Genomic DNA, 15,886 nt, shown 5'->3' on the forward strand with positions numbered 1-15,886 from the left:
GGGGCACAGTAAGCCGTCCCGCTCTCGGTATCCCAGGCATCTATCGTGCTTGCCGATCCGAATGCCGCGACGTCGCGCAAGGCTTCGCTCGCGGTGATGCCGTTTGTCGAACAGGCCGGAATCGGCGGCGTTCCCACCGGTCCTCTGGGCGGCCCGCGCGGAGGAATCGCCGATGGCCTGACCCACGACATCATCACCCGCCTGGCCAAGCTCAGGGATTTCTTCGTCATCGCGCGCGGCTCGGTGTTTGCGCTAGCGGAGAAAAACATCGCGCCGGAGGATGCCGGCCGGCGGCTCAAGGTCGACTATGTCGCCACCGGCACGGTGCGCAGCCAGGCGGGCCGCGTCACCGTCGCGGTCGAGCTGATCGAAGTACGCACGGCCAGGATCGTCTGGGCCGAGACGTTCGAGCGCAAGCCGGACGACATCTTTGCCGTGCTTGATGATATCGGCAACAGCATCGTCTCGTCGATCTCGGCCGAGATCGAAACGGTCGAGCGCAACCGCGCCATGCTGAAGGCGCCGAATTCGCTGAATGCCTGGGAAGCCTACCATCGCGGCCTGTGGCACATGTATCGCTTCACCCGCGCGGAAAACGAGCAGGCCCGGCATTTCTTCGACATGGCCCTGAAGCTCGACCCAACCTTCGCCCGCGCCTATGCCGGCCTCTCCTTCACCCATTGGCAGAACGCCTTCCAGCGCTGGGGGGACCGCGATCAGGAAAGCGCCATGGCCTTCGAGGCCGCCGGCCAGAGCCTACTCGTCGACGATCACAATCCGGCCGCGCACTGGGCCATGGGGCGGGCGCTGTGGCTGCGCGGCGAGCAGGACGGCTCCCTCATCGAGCTGGAACGCGCCGTCGACCTCAGCCCGAATTTTGCGCTTGGCCACTATGCGCTGTCTTTCGTCCACTCGCAGTCGGGCGACCCGAAGGCCGCCATCGGCTCGTCCGACCATTCCAGGCATCTGAGCCCCTTCGATCCGCTGCTGTTCGGTATGCTGGGCGCCAGGGCGATGGCGCATGTCCGGCTCGGCCAGTTCGACGAGGCCGCCGAATGGGCGCTGAAAGCAGCCGCCCGTCCCAACGCCCATGCCATCATCCTGGCGATTGCCGCGCATTGCCTTGCGCTGGCGGGGCGGCTGGACGAGGCGCGAAGTTTCGCCTCCGCGCTGCGCAAGACGCTGCCGAACTACTGCGCCGATGATTTCATCGGCACCTTCCGCTTCGAGCCGGACGCCGAGGCCCTGTTCCGGCAAGGCGCCAGGCGGATCGGGCTGGGGTGAGGCAAGGCGCGGTTAGTCGGGCGTTCTAAACCGTTCATCGCGGCTGGCCGCCACCCAACATCGTCACGTCCGAAGCCGACGCCGGTTCGCGGCAATGGTCAGATCGGTCGCAAAAGTCGTCGACCAGAGCGGATCAGACGGGCTCAACCGATTTGACGTTGCCGTTGTCATCCACGAGGCAGCTTGTCTTCTTGCCGCTGGCATCGAGTTCGACCTGATAGGTTTTGGAATCGAGCTTGGTCGATGAAACCGGAAGTATCTTCGTGCTGTCGACGCCGCTCGCCTTGGCGACCGCATTGGCGCAAAGAAGCTGAAGGTCCGCCGGGGCCGTTTCGACCTTGGTCCTGGACATCTGGTCCTGAGGAGGCGGCGGCGGCGCGCTGACGCACGCGCTCAGGGCTTCAGCCAGGAATCCAATTGCTGTCACCAGGATCGAAGTTCTCACTGCACGTTTTGCCGACATTGCTTGGCCCTCTCCGAACGCCGCTTCACACACCCTTGTAGAGGGCTGCCCCTTGCATGAGAACGATGACCTTGGCCCCGACCTTGACGCGGGATGCGAGATCGGTGATGTCGTCGTTCCTCATACGGATGCACCCCGATGACACGTCGAGCCCGATCGTCCAGGGCTCCGGGGTGCCGTGTATCCGGTAGATCGTGTCCTGGTCGCGCTCATAGAGGTAGAGCGCCCTCGCGCCGAGCGGGTTGTCGGGCCCTCCCTTCATGCCTCCGGCGTATTTCACCGCCTTCGGATCACGAGCGACCATTTCGGCCGGAGGCGTCCATGTCGGCCATTCCGCCATGCAGCCGACGCGCACGATGCCGGCCCATCCAAATCCTTCCCGGCCCACGCCGATGCCGTAGCGCATCGCCCGCTGATCCGGCTGCACAAGATAGAGAAAGTGCTGGTTGCCATCGATGATGATCGTGCCTGGCACTTCCGCGGTGCGGAACTTGACCATCTGCGGGCGGAACGCCTCGGGCACTTCATTATGCGCGGCATAGTATTTGCGCGCCTTGGTGCGGTCGTAGTCCACCCATTTGTGGGTTTTCGGATCGAAAACCTGTGTTCCCGCAGCCAGCGCCGCCACCGCGACAAGACCGAACGCTACCGCGACAATTGTTGTAAGGGAGCTCCGCTGGAAAGTGGCGCGTCCCGCGATCATCAGCTTTCGGTTCATGGATTTGCCCACCCGTGCACCCGGACGCCTTGTGCGGCAACCCATTGTTTGGCGTATTCGTAAGGATCCTGACGCTCTACCTGGATCGCATAACTCATTTTGGTGATTTCCTCGGGCTTCAGGTCGACCCGTTCCAGGACCGCCACCTTCGGATATTTTTTGCGCAGCGAGGTGGCGTAGGCGATATGGAAACGCGCCGTATCCCACGATACCGGCGCGCTGGACTTTGAAACCCAGAGCGGGTCTTCGGACGGCAGCACGATCTTCCACTTTGCCGGGTCGAAGGGCGGCTCCGTAAGGCGGACAATGTCGTGCAGCTCAAAGACGTAGTGCGGCGCGTAGCAGGCAAACACCATCGGGTGATCCGTGGCAACCGCGGCATCGACAGCCGCCATTCCGACATCCTCGGGCGTCTCCAGCAATGTCATTGTCTTGGCATAACCATAGCTGTTGGCGCGGATGCGCTCGATAGCGGTTGAGGACCAACCCTCAGCGCCTATCCAGAGTTCGCCACGTCCGTCGCCATCAGTATCCAGCGCGGCGGTTTTCTTCGTGTCGCTGAGATCCGAAACATCATGAATTCCAAATTTGTCGGCTGCTTCACGCGTGGCGCACAGACCTTGCCAGGCCGGCACACCGATGGGGCTGATGGCCACCGTGCCGGCACCGTCCACATACTTCTTCACCAGATTGTCCAGGTTGGGCAGCCAGATTTCGGGATGAATATCCACCTCACCCGAATTGAGACCGGCAAAGGCAATAAGCGTCCCCATCTCGCGCACATCGGCATCGAGCCCGAAATTTTCCTTCAGGCTGACCTTGAGGATGTTTGCCGTTGCCTGGCCCGACGGCCAGTTCGGCATTGCAATGACGAGATCAGCCGCGTGGACCGGGATGTTTACCGCCAGCATCATCAATGCCGCCAGCGACATTTTCCGCAGGCACCGCCGAAATCGGTTGTGCATTTTCTTCCCCCTCGCTTCGGTGCTGAAATGAACCGGGACGGAAACAATCTGTCACGGCGAGCACCGGGTTGTGACACCAGTCCCATCTTCTGACGGGCAACTGCTGAAGGTGCCGCAGTGCATTCGCCAAAGAGAGCGCCGTCACGTGCCGCCCTGCACGCTACTCGATGACAATCCGACTGGGAAGATGCTCACGACGCGGTCGCCGCGCCCCCAACTGCACCTCTTTGCGGCACGCCGCAGTGTTGAACAACTCGAATGAGTGAGCGGCATTTCTTTCGGCCTGCGCAACGGGTTGGTTGGGTTCGAAAAAATAAGACACTAGATCAAGATTCATGCCATCATATAAGAAGCAGTTTTCGTCGCGTCTTTTTGGTAGCCGGCGTAAATTCATAACAATTTGACATGTTACTTGCAACAACGCGTGACCAGAGAATAAAACTGAGGTTGCATGCTAGGATCTTGCTGTCGATTCAATTTCAGTATCTGCTAAAATAACCGGCACTGGTTCCGAATTATTAAGCATTTGCAAAATTCAATCCAGCGATATTGTACTTTTTCCTTGCCATAGGCTGACGTCGGATGCCACTTTTTAGCAACACAGCCGCGTCAGCGGATCGTGGGCATGCTTGGGCGGACGGGGCGCTAGGCATGGAGAGGAAAATTGACATTCGCCAATGCGGCCCCTGCGGGGAACGTTTCCCTCGACGTAGTTCCCCTCGACGCAAGAGATTTACGACAGCCGGCGGCTAAGTCGTCGAATGCATGGGCCACAGCCTGGCTCATTCGATGGCCAGCGAAGCTCTGTCTTGCTCGGATTGGCGCCAACCCGCAATCAGATCAGGAAAGAGCCACGAGAAAATCAATCTTGGCAATCGTGCTCGCAGGCACTTTCGCGCTTACGGCGTGCCAGTCGTCATCCAACCCGGAAGTCCAGGCGCGCAACAGCGAGTTCGGCTGCATCGCCAGTACGGTCGGTGGTGCGATCGTGGGCGGTCTTGTCGGCAGCGCGATCGGCGGTGGCCGCGGCCGCGTCCTGGCCGAAGCTGTCGGTATCGGCGGTGGTGGCTACCTTGGCAATCGTCTTGCCTGCCGCTGAGGCGAGAAGAAAGGGACAAGACAATGAAATCCATAATCGCGACGACAGCTTCCTTGCTCCTGCTTTGCACCGGCGCGGCCATGGCACAGCAGTCCATGTACCAGGGGCAGCAAGACCAGATCGATACCAATAACAACGGCGCGGTGAACCGGCAGGAGTATCAGGCCTTCATGACCAAGGCCTTCGAAAAGCTGGACGCCGACAATGAAGGCTCTCTCAGCCAGGCCGAGACTGCCGACGTCCTGAACGCCGATCAGTTTGCGGCGGCCGATGCGAACGGGGACGGCCGTATCAGCCGGGAGGAATTCATGAACCGGGTCATGAAGGACTTCGCGGCTGCCGACAAGAGCGGAGACGGGCGTCTGCAATAGCCTTCGGATGGAGGGACAGACATGCCGGATTTGGCAACTGCCGTTGGTGTTTTGATCGGCGTAATCGTCGTCGTGGCGATCCTGTCCGCCCTTCTTCTGTGGCTCTGGAACACCACCATGCCGGATGTTTTTGGCCTGAAGACCATAAGCTTCTGGCAGGCCCTCAAGCTGCTCTTGATCGCCGGGATCCTGTTCGGGTCGTCAGCGGCTATCGACTACACGTCTGACGGACGATCCCCGGCCGCCAGCCAATCAGAGGAATGAATCATGAAATTCGTAATCTATGCGACGCTGGTCACTGCTTTGATGGCGATCGCCGGTTGTACCACCGACGACTACGGCGGTTGTCGCGGAAAGGGCTGCCTGGCTGATCGGCCCCATAAAGGCGGCCGAAAGATTGATTATCGGCCGCAGTTCGACAGGAACGGAAATCCCAATTTCGATACGCGGGGCCGCTACATCGGCTGTCATGGGCTCGGATGTAAAGTCGACGATCCTGATGACGGGGATCAAAGCATCGACGACAGACCGCAGTACGACAGAGAAGGCAATCCGAACTTCGATACGCAAGGCAACTACCAAGGCTGCCGCGGCATCGGCTGCGAGGTCGATACACCGGTCGACGACAGTTCGTCGGGCGATGACAGTTCATCGGACGATGACGATTCCGATTAATGGATTCCGGGGCGAAAAAGGAGGAAGCCAATCATGTCTGAATTCAGCAGCCTGGTCCGGCGACATGCCAAAATCGTTGCGGTCGGCCTCACGGGGCTGGGAATGACGCTGACATCCGCTTTCGCTGCGGGTAACGCCTGCGACGGTATAAAGGTCGAAGCGACGAAGGCGCGCAGGCAGGAATATGCATCTCTCGTCGCCTCGGCGTTGGACAACAAGGTCAAGCCCGCTCGGGTGAAGTTCATCACGATCATGGAGAACGGCAACTGGAGCGCCGCTTACGTCTCCACGCCCGTGAGCGACGACGGCGTGATGTTCTTCCAGACAGTCGACGGAAAGAAGCAGTTTCGCGACGTGTGGGGCGGCTATGCCGAGCCATCGGAAAAACCTGAACTGGTATCCTGGGCGAAGAAGCTCGGAGCGCCGCAAGACCTGGCAAAGTGTTTTGCCGAGCAAGTTACGGAATGATGGTGATCGCTGGAGATTGCCGTCGACGCAGTTGGCGCAGGAGGAGAACAACTAGCGGGGGAGCGCTCCGGGCGCCGGGCATCTGACATAGGTTCATCAGCTGCAGGATGTGGAAAATGCAAAGTCTTCGAAAATCCAGACTGATCGTGCATTTCACCCGTGCATTGGCAACGTCAGTGAAAATGACGGCTGTTGTGAGCGTTGCCGTCCCGCAAACGATCAATTTTGCGTATGCCAGCAAGTATGATCTGCCGAAGCCCTATGTTTCCCGGGCTCTTGATGCGGTTCTGATACCGATCAACCACGCCTCTCGGCATCGCTACCAGATCCCGCCCAAGCTTCGCGGCGTATATGTCCTGGCCGTTGCACCGCATGGCGTTGCCGCGCGGCAAGGTATCCGACCGGGTGACGTGCTTGCCACAGTGCGGCATCAACCGATTTCGACGCCGGGCGATGTCGACAGACTCGTTTGGGCCGCCCTTGCCGTGAGTGCCACCAGTTTCCTGTTTGGCGTGAACCGCGGGACAGAAGTCGCGGATGTCGTCGAGGTCAACACCAACATCACCGTCAACAACTTCAATACCAACATCTCGGTCAACAATATCTCGCAATGGACGAGCGTCGACAATCGAGAGGAGTGGACGCAGATCGTCGATGAGTATGACGACGAGATGGAGACGGGCCTCAATGACACAAGCTATCGCGAGGACGACTCGCAGCCTGGCGACGCCAACACAAATGCGCTTTCTCCCGATGCCGATGACAATAGTTCCGATGATCAGGACGATTCCAGCGATCAGAACGACGATGAAAACTCAACGGACGGTGATGGTGACAAGAACAGCACCGACACTGACGACGACGGCGCGGATGACGATGCGTCGGATGACAGCACTGACAACAATGATTCCGATGATCAGGACGATTCCAGCGATCAGAATGACGATGACGACCCGTCGGCAGATGGTGAAGACGAAAACAGCACCGACGGTAATGACGATGCGTCGGATGACAGTACCGACGACGCTGACGGATCGGACGATGACGATGCCAACTAGCGGCGGACCCTGCCGGCAGTTCTAGACAGAGGACAGTCGATGAAAACCGCGATACGGACCACTGCCATGGTTCTGGCCATGCCGGCTTTCGCCTTTGGCCAGGACAAGTGCTACGACGACGCCAAGGATCAGGCCGCCCCGAACGAGTGCGCCGATGCCGCGTCCAAGAAATCCGACAAGAAGCTCAACGAACTTTACAAGCAGATCGAAACCCGCCTGGACGACGACGCGGATACCAGGACGCTTCTCGGTCAAGCACAGCGCGATTGGGTCAAATTTCGCGACGCGGAGTGCAGTTTCCAGACCGCAGGAGCGGCCGAAGGAAGCATGATGCCAACGCTCGTCGCGCAGTGCCTGGACAGCCTGACGCAATCCCGTGTCAAAGACTTCGAAGGTTACCTGAAATGCCGGGAAGGCGATCTGAGCTGCCCCGTTCCGGCAGCGAACACATCACCTGCCGTACCTGCCGCGGGCGATGAGCACGGCCGGGCTGTCCTTGCCCAGACTGCTGACTCGATACCCATTCCATTGCAACATGTTAGTGGGCAGTTCGGAACCGGCAGTGATGAAGTCATCTACCACAAACTCGGGATCATGATGGGCATCAATGGTGCCAAGCCTCGTCTGTTCGAATTCGACACCGGGTCGGATGTGCTCAACGCCGAGATCGATTCGAGTGTCCCTGGCGTAAAGCCGGTGCGCGGCAGCAAGCCCGAAATGTACCCCTATGGAAACGGCACCTATGGAGGTTGGGTACAACAGGTCCGGTTCGACAGCCTGTCCTATTACGATCCGGATAATCCCTCGGAGCCTGTCGTAACCCTCGACGGCGGCTTTGCCGCCGGTCGGGTGGTGGATTACGTCTTCACCAAGGATTTCGGCGACCTCGAGGATGCGAATGTGACGCAAAAGCCCGTGGGCCACCATGGCGATACGCCGGTTTATGCGGATCTTGATGCGCGCAAGAGCATGCAGAACGGCGAACCCGGTAACGAGGCGCCGTTTTACGGCGTCTTGGGAGCCGGCGATTTTATCAACGAGGGGGACCAGACCGCCGCTCCTGGCAGTCAGACGCAAAGCGGCTATGTGGTCTCTGCCAATGCCAATCTTGGAGAGAAGACGACACCGGGCTGCGCTCCCTGCCTGACGCTGAATTTGTCCCCCAGTCTGAGATCCCAGTTTACGGCCCTGATGCCGTGGGGCGAACTGGATTACGAATTCGTCCAGAGACGATTCCCGCGATCAGGCGCGAACGCATCCAATCAGTACGAAGGCTCTTACCGTTATACAATTTCTTTTGACCATAAAGGAAAGAAGCAATCGGTTGATTTCAGGGGGCCTGTTTTATTGGATACAGGAACGACAAGCTTTATTTATATTACCACAGAATCTACTTTAGATAAGCTTCGGACGAGAGGATTTCATATTGATAAATTTGGTGATGAGCTGATCGACTTCAAGTTTTTTGGATTCGATGATAGTATAAATAACCGGGAATATGATGATGTCGACATTCTCCGCCAAAGCGATGAGGTAATAGTCGGCGGTCTCATTCTCGGCTTGCCATTCTTCGAGTCAAATTCCGTAATGTATGATCTGGAAAACAGGACGACCGCATATTCACCCTATTTTGTCAGCGCTGCTAACTTTACGACAGACGCGGCTGCCGAGGATGAAGTGCAGCTGAATCGCGCGACCAGCGATGCTGGAAGCGATGGCTGGCTCGGACTGGCCGGCATCATCTCCGGCGCCGGCGATTTCACGATCGAGAAGGACGCGGACGTGCGCATGACCGGGGCCAATGCCACACCGGCACAACCCATATCGCGGCCGATGGGTATCTTACTCTGGCCGGGCCGGGCAGCATCGAGCATTCCTCGCGCGTCGTGGTCGACGGTGTGCTCAACCTCGATCAGAAAGGAAACTATCTGGAGCCCTGGGGGGCGGCGCGCTCCATGAACGATACGGCCATTCGCAACCTTGGCGGTAAAGGCGAGGTCTATCTGGGTGCGGGCAGACTGATCCTGACAGAAGCCGACGGGCAATTTGATGGAACCATCGCGAACTATGATGACGCCGGCGACAGCGGCGGTCTCGTTATCGCCGGTGGCAAGCTGACGCTGAGCGGAAAGAACAAATATTCGGGCATGACCGAAGTGGCGGCGGGAGCGGAGTTGCACGTGATCGGCTCTTTGACCGGTGACGTTTCCGTCTCGGGACTGCTTGTCGTTGACGGGGAGGTCTCCGGCAAAGTCACGGTCAAAGAAGGCGGCAGGCTGACCGGCTCAGGAAAGGTCGGCAGCATCACGGTCGCCGAAGGTGGCAAAGCTGATCCAATGACAACCAGATGATCAGGCCATGGGCACGGCCGACCATGGCGACGACGGACAGCTGAAGAGAACATAGGGCGGGGCTGAGCAACTTAAGAGCTTGACTGCAACCGGAAAGGGAAATCGATGAAAACAGCAATACTGATCGCTGCCGTGGTTCTGGCCCTGCCGACTTTCGCCTTTGCCAAGGACAAGTGCGCCGATGCCAAGGATCAGGCCGCCATGAACCGATGCTTCGGTGCCGAGTTTCAGAAATCCGACAAGAAGCTCAATGAGCTTTACAAGCAGATCGAAGCCCGCCTGAAGGACGATGCGGATACCAAGAAGCTTCTTGTTCAGGCACAGCGGGATTGGGGCAAGTTTCGCGACGCGGAATGCAGTTTCCAGACCGCAGGAGCGGCCGGAGGAAGCATGATGCCAATGCTCATCGCGCAGTGCATGGACGGCCTTACGCAATCCCGTGCCAAAGGTTTCGAAGGCTATCTGAAATGCCAGGAAGGCGACATGAGCTGCCCTGTTCCGGCCGCGAACTGACACATGCCACAGCTGATCGGATCATGATGAAGCCGGCGGCGAGCGTGACGTCGCCGCCAGACATGAAAGGATGCGAGGGGCATCATCATTGCGTGAGGGACTTGAAGGAGGTGGATTGTGAAACGCTATGGATCGTCGCTCGCAATGACGATTGCGGCATCTGTGCTGTTGGCATGTGCGGTGCCGGCAACAGCCCAGGGTGACATGAGCTTCGACGTCAATGTCACGCTTTCCAAGAAGGCAGCCGCCAAGCTCGCGGCTGAAAAGGAAGGGATCGTTGTCTTCGCTTCCTACTACGGCGATCCAAAGCGGAGCGCCGAGAAGCACGCCAACGAAGTCGGCCAGATCGATCTCACGCCGCAGGACGAGCAGGTAGGGATTCCGGGCACAGCTGGCCACGCCCACATCAGCGGCGCAAGGGTCGATACGAAGCGTCTCGACTGGCTTGCCGGCCCTCCCGAGGTCAACGTCAACGTTGCGTCGGCGCGCAAGAGCAGTGCGGACAATTTGCTCAACTGCGATTTCATCGACGGTCCACTAAGCGATGTCCAAAGGGAACCTGTGACGCTTCATTGCGGATTGATCGAAGAAAACGTGGACACGAAGTTGGAGCCATAAGGCTACAAAAACTCATGCCGCCTCGTTACCGGCTTCAACGCAGAAATTGTCGACGGCATGACCTGCTCACTTACTCCAGGGAAGGAAAGATTTTCATGCGCCTGCTGTTCGCTATCTGTTTCTGCCTGGCCGTCATGTCCTTACCTGCGGCCGCCGATGCCGAGCGCCGTTGTGGCTGGTACTCCAGCTCGACACCCGGCAACCTCATGCTCACCGACAGGGACGGGGAATGGTGGATCCAGATGCAGGGCCGCCCGGATCCCAAAGGCATCGACAATGTGCCGGCCTTCGACGAGCGACAATTCGTCGAGACCAATGTGCCTGGTTCGGGCCATGGCTACGGATGTGCGTGCATGACCGTCGTAACCAACGCCAAGCAGCAAAAGATCACCAGGGTGATCTCGGGCGAAATCCTTCCGCTAGCGCGCTGTCGCAACGACAGATCGCTGCCTAACCCGGACGGATAAGCATGACCAGGAACCAGTGACAGTCAGGAAATGGCGCCTCTTTCCAGGCAGCAATGCCTGGGATAATTGTGCTCCAATCTCTTCTGGATCGAAGGGACGGACCAGCGGTTCGGAGGTGTCATGCGCGTAGTGGTGCTGGGTGGCGGCGTCGTCGGTGTCACGACGGCCTATCAACTGCAACGCGACGGTCACGAGGTCGCGCTCATCGAGCGCAACGCGCAGGTCGCTGCCGAGACGAGCTGGGGCAATGCCGGCATGATCGCGCCCGGCCATTCCTTCGTCTGGTCGTCCCCCAAGGCGCCGATGACCTTGCTGAAATCGCTGCTGCTCAAGGACCAGGCGCTGCGCTTCAAATTCTCGGCCGACCCGCGGCTCTATAGCTGGTCCTGGCTGTTTCTGATGGAATGCACGGCTCCGAAGGCGCGCCGCAACACGCTGCTCAAGCATCGCCTTGCCGCCTACTCGCAGGCTGTCTTGCGCGAGGTCGTCGCGGACGAGGACATCGACTACGACCGCAACGATCGCGGCATCGTCTATTTCCACCGCAGCCAGCAGGCGCTCGACAAGGGCGTCGAGCACATGAAGCTGCTCCAGTCGGACGGGCAAGAAATCGAGGTGCTCGACCGCGACGGCATCGTCGCGCTCGATCCGGCGCTGGCCTCCGCTAAGAACAGCATTGCCGGAGGCATTTACTGTCCGACCGACGAGACGGGAGACCCGGCAAAGTTCACCAGGGCTCTCGCCGCCAAGATCATTGCCAGAGGCGGTGCCATCCACACCGGCACGACGATCATCGGGGTCGAGACCTCAGGCGACGGCATCACCCAGGTGCTCACCGACAAAGGCGCCTTCAAAGGCGACGCCTATGTGCTTGCGCTCGGATCGCACAGCCCAACGCTTGCAGGCAAGATCGGCATTCGGCTGCCGATCTATCCGATCAAGGGCTATTCGCTGACGATCCCGATCGGCAACCGCCCGCTGCCGCCGACCATCGCCTCGGTCGACGAGCACAATCTGGTCGCCATTTCGCGCTTCGGCGACCGCATCCGCGTCACCGCGACGGCGGAGTTCGCCGGCTACGACACCAGTCACAAGCCTGCCGATTTTGCCTTCATGAAGGGCGTGACGGAAGAGCTCTACCCAGAAGGCGCCGATTACGACCGCGCCGAAATGTGGGCTGGTCTCCGGCCAATGACGCCGAACAATCTTCCCGCCTTCGGCCGGCAACGCTTTCGCAACCTCTTCCTCAACACCGGGCACGGCCATATCGGCTGGACCATGTCGCATGGCTCGGCCCGTATCACCGCCGATCTGATCGCAGGCCGGACTCCGGCGATTGCCATGGATGGTCTGCTGAACTGAAAGGGAACGCCATGTCTCTCAACGTTGCCGCCGTTCCGTCTTCCGGATCGACCAATCGCAAACCGGTGGACCTCGGCGTGCTGCCGTCCGAACTCGACGGCGGTCTGGCCTCACGGGCGGCGATCGGCCTCGTGGTGCTGGCCACCGACCAGACACTGGAGCATGAATTCCGTGCGCTGGTGCGCATGCCCGGCGTCGCCTTCTACGAAGCTCGCGTCTTCAGCGACAACGACATCACGCCGGACACGCTGCGCGCCATCGGCCCAAGGATCGCGCCCACCGTCGACCTCATCCTGCCGAGCATCCCGCTCGACGTCGTCGGCTTCGGCTGCACCTCGGCAACGATGGTGCTCGGCGAAGAGGCGGTTTTCGCCGAGATCAGGAGAGCGCGGCCTGGCGTCGCCTGCACCACGCCGGTCACTGCCGCGCTTGCGGCATTCAAGGCTCTCGGCGCCAAGGGCATCGGCCTGCTGACGCCTTACGCGCCTCAGATCAACGAAAACCTCGTCGCCTATTTCAATGGGCGTGGCCTCGACATATCAGCCGTCGCCACGTTCGACCGGCGCGACGACCGCGACGCCGCCCGCATCTCGGTCGCGTCGATCGAGGCCGCAGCCGAGCGCATGGCTGCCACGCCGGGGGTGGATGCGATCTTCATATCCTGCACAAGCCTGCGCGTCGCCGAAGCCGCGGCAAGGCTCGAGCAGCGCATCGGCATCCCGGTCACTTCGAGCAACCACGCCATGGCCTGGCATTGCCTACGGCTCGCCGGGGTGGATGATGTCGTGCCGGCTGGGAGACTGTTTGGGTTGTCGGGCAACTGACGATTATGTTTGGCGAGACCGGCTCGCGGCGCCTCGGTTCTGCAGGCACCGAACCTTCGTCGCAAGCCAGTGTTTCATCCCAGAAACAAAAACCGCCGCTCCTTTCGGTGCGGCGGGACGATCACGGCGTTGCACCAAGCGCGCTGGGCGGGGGGCGGTTAGGCTGCGCCTGGTGAGCGCGGACCGTGAGTATTCATAGGCGCGCCAGCTGCCTTGCGTCTACCAACCGCCAGTTGGAACGATCCCACAATATTTGCGCTGCGTGCTGCAGCCAAACAGCCAGCCGTCTCAAGTTACGACGATAGGTGGCAGACCCCTCGGATATCCCGCCCTGGCATGAACTTAAGATTGCTCTCGCCAAATCTGCAACGAGGATTCGACAGTGTCATTGGCCGAGGCTAGGCTAACCTTCGGGGTACTCTTGGGCCATGTCTCGCATCTCTTCCGTTCGCGTCCTGTTGTTTATTGCATCGGTGCTGCTGGGAGCTACCGCGGCCCATGCTGGTTTGCAGTTCCAAGCCGGGCAGACCGATTCCGGATTCCGCTATATCCTGATATCGGGCGATTTCGCTTCTCAGGACGACCTGTCGGTTTTCGAGGCACTGGCACGGTCCAATGCATCAGTCGCTGTCACGTTCCAGTCGCCAGGCGGCAACATCCAGAAAGCAATGGAGCTCGGCCGCCTCATCCGCAGGCTCGGCCTCAACACGGCTCAGTTCAGGGCCGCCGAGTGCGCCTCGGCGTGCTCCCTGGCCTTCCTCGGTGGCGTCATGCGCTATGCCGATCCGGGTTCCATCGGCGTCCATAAGTCTTCTTTCGGCGGTGACATCCCGATAGGCACCCGGGATGCGGTTTCCGCTGTCCGTTACCGCCGACATCATCACCTACATGATCGAGATGGGCGTCGACCCGACTCTGCTTCAACTTTCGCTTCAATATGACAGTAACGACGTTCGCTATCTGTCCATGAGCGAGATGGCGAAATACAGGGTCACCACCTTGGACACTGGAGCAAGCCAGCCGCCAGTCGCCAGCCAGGCACCATCCTTGCCGCCATCGCCTAAGCAAGTGCCGTCTGAGCCTCCTGTCGCCTCGTTGCCGCCGGCTTCCGCGAATCCGTCACTCATGATTCCCCAGGCCCGCTCGGGCCGCATTCTCCGCTCCCAGGGTGCGGCGCCGTTGAAGGCGCTTCCAGAGGTAAAATCCGCCACGCTCACCAATGTGCGAAACCGCAGCGCGGTGGCGATCCTCGGCAATGTCGGGCGATGGTACCGTGTCCAGGCGGACGGTCAGGTCGGCTACATGCATGATACCTGGGTCTACGTCGACCAATATGAGAGCGGCCCCTTCGGACAGCGCCATATCCAGGTCAAGAGTTTCGACAATCTGGCCGAGACTGAGGCCTATGTGCGATCCGCATCGATCCCGCTTGTCGCCTACCTTGCCACCAACGGCTGGTTCGCCATTACGCTACGCGGAACCTACGCGCAGGACGTTGCCAAGAACCTAGCCAGGGTGATGAAGGAAAACGGCGCGATCCCTGACGACGCCTACGTCACTTATGGCAACACCTATGTCCGCAATGTCTGCTGCTGCTAGCCGGCACGTTAGCTACCGTATCGCCATTCCTGATTTGACCTCATCGAGGCGTTGATGAAAAACGAGCAGTTGGTGCTGCCCAAGAGCATGAGAAGCGTGGGACGGACCAGCCGATTATTGTACACCTCTGCAATACACAGTGCGAGTGCAACGAATGAACAAGCTATCTTATTGATCCCGTTGGCAGTCGGGATCGAATGGTGCCCAGAAGAGGACTCGAACCTCCACTCCTTGCGGAACACGGACCTGAACCGTGCGCGTCTACCAATTCCGCCATCTGGGCTGGTGCGCGCTCATTAAGCGGGCGAGGGATGAGTGTCAACGCGCTTTTTTAAAGCATGATCCCGAACCGAAGGTCCGCGTCAGCGAAAAATGGGGAACAGGTTTCGGAAAAGATCATGCTCAATCAAGAAACCCGCTCGCCGGCTCAGTCCTCCAGCACTTCCTTCGACGCCACCGTCGAATCGGCGTTGAGCGTGTAGATGATCGGCACGCCGGTGCCGACCTCGAGCTTGACGATCTCCTCGCCCGATTTGCCGTCCAGCGCCATGATCAGCGCGCGCAGCGAATTGCCGTGCGCCGCCACCAGCACGGTGCCGCCGCGCAGCACATGTGGCTGCAGATCGTGCAAATAATAGGGCCAGACGCGCGCGCCGGTGTCCTTCAGGCTTTCGCCGCCGGGCGGCGGCACGTCGTAGGAGCGGCGCCAGACATGCACCTGCTCCTCGCCCCATTTCTTGCGCGCATCGTCTTTGTTGAGGCCGGAGAGATCGCCATAGTCGCGCTCGTTCAGCGCCGGGTCGCGAATGGTTTCGAGATCGCTCTGGCCGACGGCGTCGAGAATGTGCTGGCAGGTCTTTTGCGCCCGGATCAGCGACGAAGTGAAGGCAATGTCGAATTTCATGCCACGCGCCTTCAGTTTGGCGCCCGCTTGCTTGGCCTCGGCATGGCCCAGTTCGGTCAGATCGACGTCGCGCCAGCCGGTAAATAGGTTCTTCAGGTTCCATTCGCTCTGGCCATGACGCACGAGCACGAGAGTTCTCGACATATT

General features: G+C 59.8%; 20 protein-coding genes, 1 tRNA gene and 1 pseudogene. 16 read left to right on the top strand and 6 right to left on the bottom strand.

What is annotated here, in order from left to right; genetic code table 11:
• Nucleotides 1-78: 78 nt before the first annotated feature.
• Nucleotides 79-1,284 (top strand): annotated as a pseudogene (locus NKJ94_RS24300) (tetratricopeptide repeat protein); the annotation flags it as partial.
• A 133-nt stretch (nucleotides 1,285-1,417) separates the two neighbouring features.
• Here NKJ94_RS24300 and NKJ94_RS24305 read toward each other — a convergent pair.
• The 3 genes from NKJ94_RS24305 to NKJ94_RS24315 all read right to left on the bottom strand — a co-directional run bounded on the left by NKJ94_RS24305 (nucleotide 1,418) and on the right by NKJ94_RS24315 (nucleotide 3,397).
• On the bottom strand, nucleotides 1,418-1,636 hold the full coding sequence (locus NKJ94_RS24305; RefSeq protein ID WP_352528570.1) for a hypothetical protein: 219 nt from the start codon (nucleotides 1,634-1,636) through the stop codon (nucleotides 1,418-1,420).
• Nucleotides 1,637-1,772: 136 nt separating this feature from the next.
• A complete protein-coding gene (locus NKJ94_RS24310; protein ID WP_502904217.1) occupies nucleotides 1,773-2,465 on the bottom strand; it encodes a L,D-transpeptidase in 693 nt (230 codons plus the stop codon).
• The gene (locus NKJ94_RS24315; RefSeq protein WP_352528574.1) at nucleotides 2,462-3,397 is read right to left on the bottom strand and encodes an ABC transporter substrate-binding protein; all 936 of its coding nucleotides are present in this window, start codon (nucleotides 3,395-3,397) and stop codon (nucleotides 2,462-2,464) included. Before NKJ94_RS24315 ends, NKJ94_RS24310 begins: the two co-directional genes overlap by 4 nt.
• An 898-nt stretch (nucleotides 3,398-4,295) precedes the next feature.
• Here NKJ94_RS24315 and NKJ94_RS24320 point away from each other — a divergent pair.
• The 14 genes from NKJ94_RS24320 (at nucleotide 4,296) to NKJ94_RS24385 (ending at nucleotide 14,177) form a co-directional block, all read left to right on the top strand.
• Nucleotides 4,296-4,529: a hypothetical protein gene (locus NKJ94_RS24320; protein ID WP_352528696.1), complete on the top strand. Its 234-nt coding sequence runs from the start codon at nucleotides 4,296-4,298 to the stop codon at nucleotides 4,527-4,529.
• Nucleotides 4,530-4,609: 80 nt separating this feature from the next.
• On the top strand, nucleotides 4,610-4,900 hold the full coding sequence (locus NKJ94_RS24325) for an EF-hand domain-containing protein (RefSeq protein WP_352528576.1): 291 nt from the start codon (nucleotides 4,610-4,612) through the stop codon (nucleotides 4,898-4,900).
• 21 nt (nucleotides 4,901-4,921) lie between these two features.
• Nucleotides 4,922-5,164: a hypothetical protein gene (locus NKJ94_RS24330; RefSeq protein WP_352528578.1), complete on the top strand. Its 243-nt coding sequence runs from the start codon at nucleotides 4,922-4,924 to the stop codon at nucleotides 5,162-5,164.
• A 3-nt stretch (nucleotides 5,165-5,167) separates the two neighbouring features.
• Nucleotides 5,168-5,575, top strand: a complete 408-nt coding sequence (locus tag NKJ94_RS24335) for a hypothetical protein (protein ID WP_352528580.1) — start codon at nucleotides 5,168-5,170, stop codon at nucleotides 5,573-5,575.
• A gap of 33 nt (nucleotides 5,576-5,608) precedes the next feature.
• The gene (locus NKJ94_RS24340) at nucleotides 5,609-6,043 is read left to right on the top strand and encodes a hypothetical protein (RefSeq protein ID WP_352528582.1); all 435 of its coding nucleotides are present in this window, start codon (nucleotides 5,609-5,611) and stop codon (nucleotides 6,041-6,043) included.
• 116 nt (nucleotides 6,044-6,159) lie between these two features.
• A complete protein-coding gene (locus tag NKJ94_RS24345; protein WP_352528584.1) occupies nucleotides 6,160-7,101 on the top strand; it encodes a PDZ domain-containing protein in 942 nt (313 codons plus the stop codon).
• A 39-nt stretch (nucleotides 7,102-7,140) separates the two neighbouring features.
• Nucleotides 7,141-9,060: a lysozyme inhibitor LprI family protein gene (locus NKJ94_RS24350; RefSeq protein ID WP_352528586.1), complete on the top strand. Its 1,920-nt coding sequence runs from the start codon at nucleotides 7,141-7,143 to the stop codon at nucleotides 9,058-9,060.
• The gene (locus NKJ94_RS24355) at nucleotides 9,057-9,452 is read left to right on the top strand and encodes a hypothetical protein (protein WP_352528588.1); all 396 of its coding nucleotides are present in this window, start codon (nucleotides 9,057-9,059) and stop codon (nucleotides 9,450-9,452) included. Before NKJ94_RS24350 ends, NKJ94_RS24355 begins: the two co-directional genes overlap by 4 nt.
• A 105-nt stretch (nucleotides 9,453-9,557) precedes the next feature.
• Nucleotides 9,558-9,965, top strand: coding sequence for a lysozyme inhibitor LprI family protein (locus NKJ94_RS24360; protein ID WP_352528590.1), 408 nt, complete (start codon nucleotides 9,558-9,560; stop codon nucleotides 9,963-9,965).
• A gap of 144 nt (nucleotides 9,966-10,109) precedes the next feature.
• A complete protein-coding gene (locus tag NKJ94_RS24365; protein WP_352528592.1) occupies nucleotides 10,110-10,583 on the top strand; it encodes a hypothetical protein in 474 nt (157 codons plus the stop codon).
• A gap of 95 nt (nucleotides 10,584-10,678) precedes the next feature.
• Nucleotides 10,679-11,050 carry a DUF4087 domain-containing protein gene (locus tag NKJ94_RS24370; RefSeq protein ID WP_352528593.1) on the top strand — a complete coding sequence of 124 codons (372 nt, stop codon included), beginning with the start codon at nucleotides 10,679-10,681 and terminating at the stop codon, nucleotides 11,048-11,050.
• Nucleotides 11,051-11,170: 120 nt separating this feature from the next.
• Nucleotides 11,171-12,412 carry a D-amino acid dehydrogenase gene (locus tag NKJ94_RS24375; RefSeq protein WP_352528595.1) on the top strand — a complete coding sequence of 414 codons (1,242 nt, stop codon included), beginning with the start codon at nucleotides 11,171-11,173 and terminating at the stop codon, nucleotides 12,410-12,412.
• Between the two features lie 11 nt (nucleotides 12,413-12,423).
• The gene (locus NKJ94_RS24380) at nucleotides 12,424-13,236 is read left to right on the top strand and encodes a maleate cis-trans isomerase family protein (protein ID WP_352528597.1); all 813 of its coding nucleotides are present in this window, start codon (nucleotides 12,424-12,426) and stop codon (nucleotides 13,234-13,236) included.
• A 428-nt stretch (nucleotides 13,237-13,664) separates the two neighbouring features.
• Nucleotides 13,665-14,177: a hypothetical protein gene (locus tag NKJ94_RS24385; protein WP_352528599.1), complete on the top strand. Its 513-nt coding sequence runs from the start codon at nucleotides 13,665-13,667 to the stop codon at nucleotides 14,175-14,177.
• A 15-nt stretch (nucleotides 14,178-14,192) separates the two neighbouring features.
• Here the strand turns inward: NKJ94_RS24385 and NKJ94_RS24390 are convergent, their stop codons facing one another.
• Nucleotides 14,193-14,363, bottom strand: coding sequence for a hypothetical protein (locus NKJ94_RS24390; protein WP_352528601.1), 171 nt, complete (start codon nucleotides 14,361-14,363; stop codon nucleotides 14,193-14,195).
• On the opposite strand from NKJ94_RS24390, the gene NKJ94_RS24395 reads away from it, so the two are divergent.
• Nucleotides 14,362-14,835: a hypothetical protein gene (locus tag NKJ94_RS24395; protein ID WP_352528603.1), complete on the top strand. Its 474-nt coding sequence runs from the start codon at nucleotides 14,362-14,364 to the stop codon at nucleotides 14,833-14,835. The genes NKJ94_RS24390 and NKJ94_RS24395 overlap by 2 nt on opposite strands.
• Before the next feature lie 198 nt (nucleotides 14,836-15,033).
• Here NKJ94_RS24395 and NKJ94_RS24400 read toward each other — a convergent pair.
• Nucleotides 15,034-15,118, bottom strand: a tRNA-Leu gene (locus NKJ94_RS24400).
• A gap of 144 nt (nucleotides 15,119-15,262) precedes the next feature.
• A complete protein-coding gene (locus NKJ94_RS24405) occupies nucleotides 15,263-15,883 on the bottom strand; it encodes a 2,3-bisphosphoglycerate-dependent phosphoglycerate mutase (RefSeq protein WP_352528605.1) in 621 nt (206 codons plus the stop codon).
• Between the last annotated feature and the right edge of the window lie 3 nt (nucleotides 15,884-15,886).

Source organism: Mesorhizobium sp. M0060 (assembly GCF_040323155.1).
Taxonomy (GTDB): domain Bacteria; phylum Pseudomonadota; class Alphaproteobacteria; order Rhizobiales; family Rhizobiaceae; genus Mesorhizobium.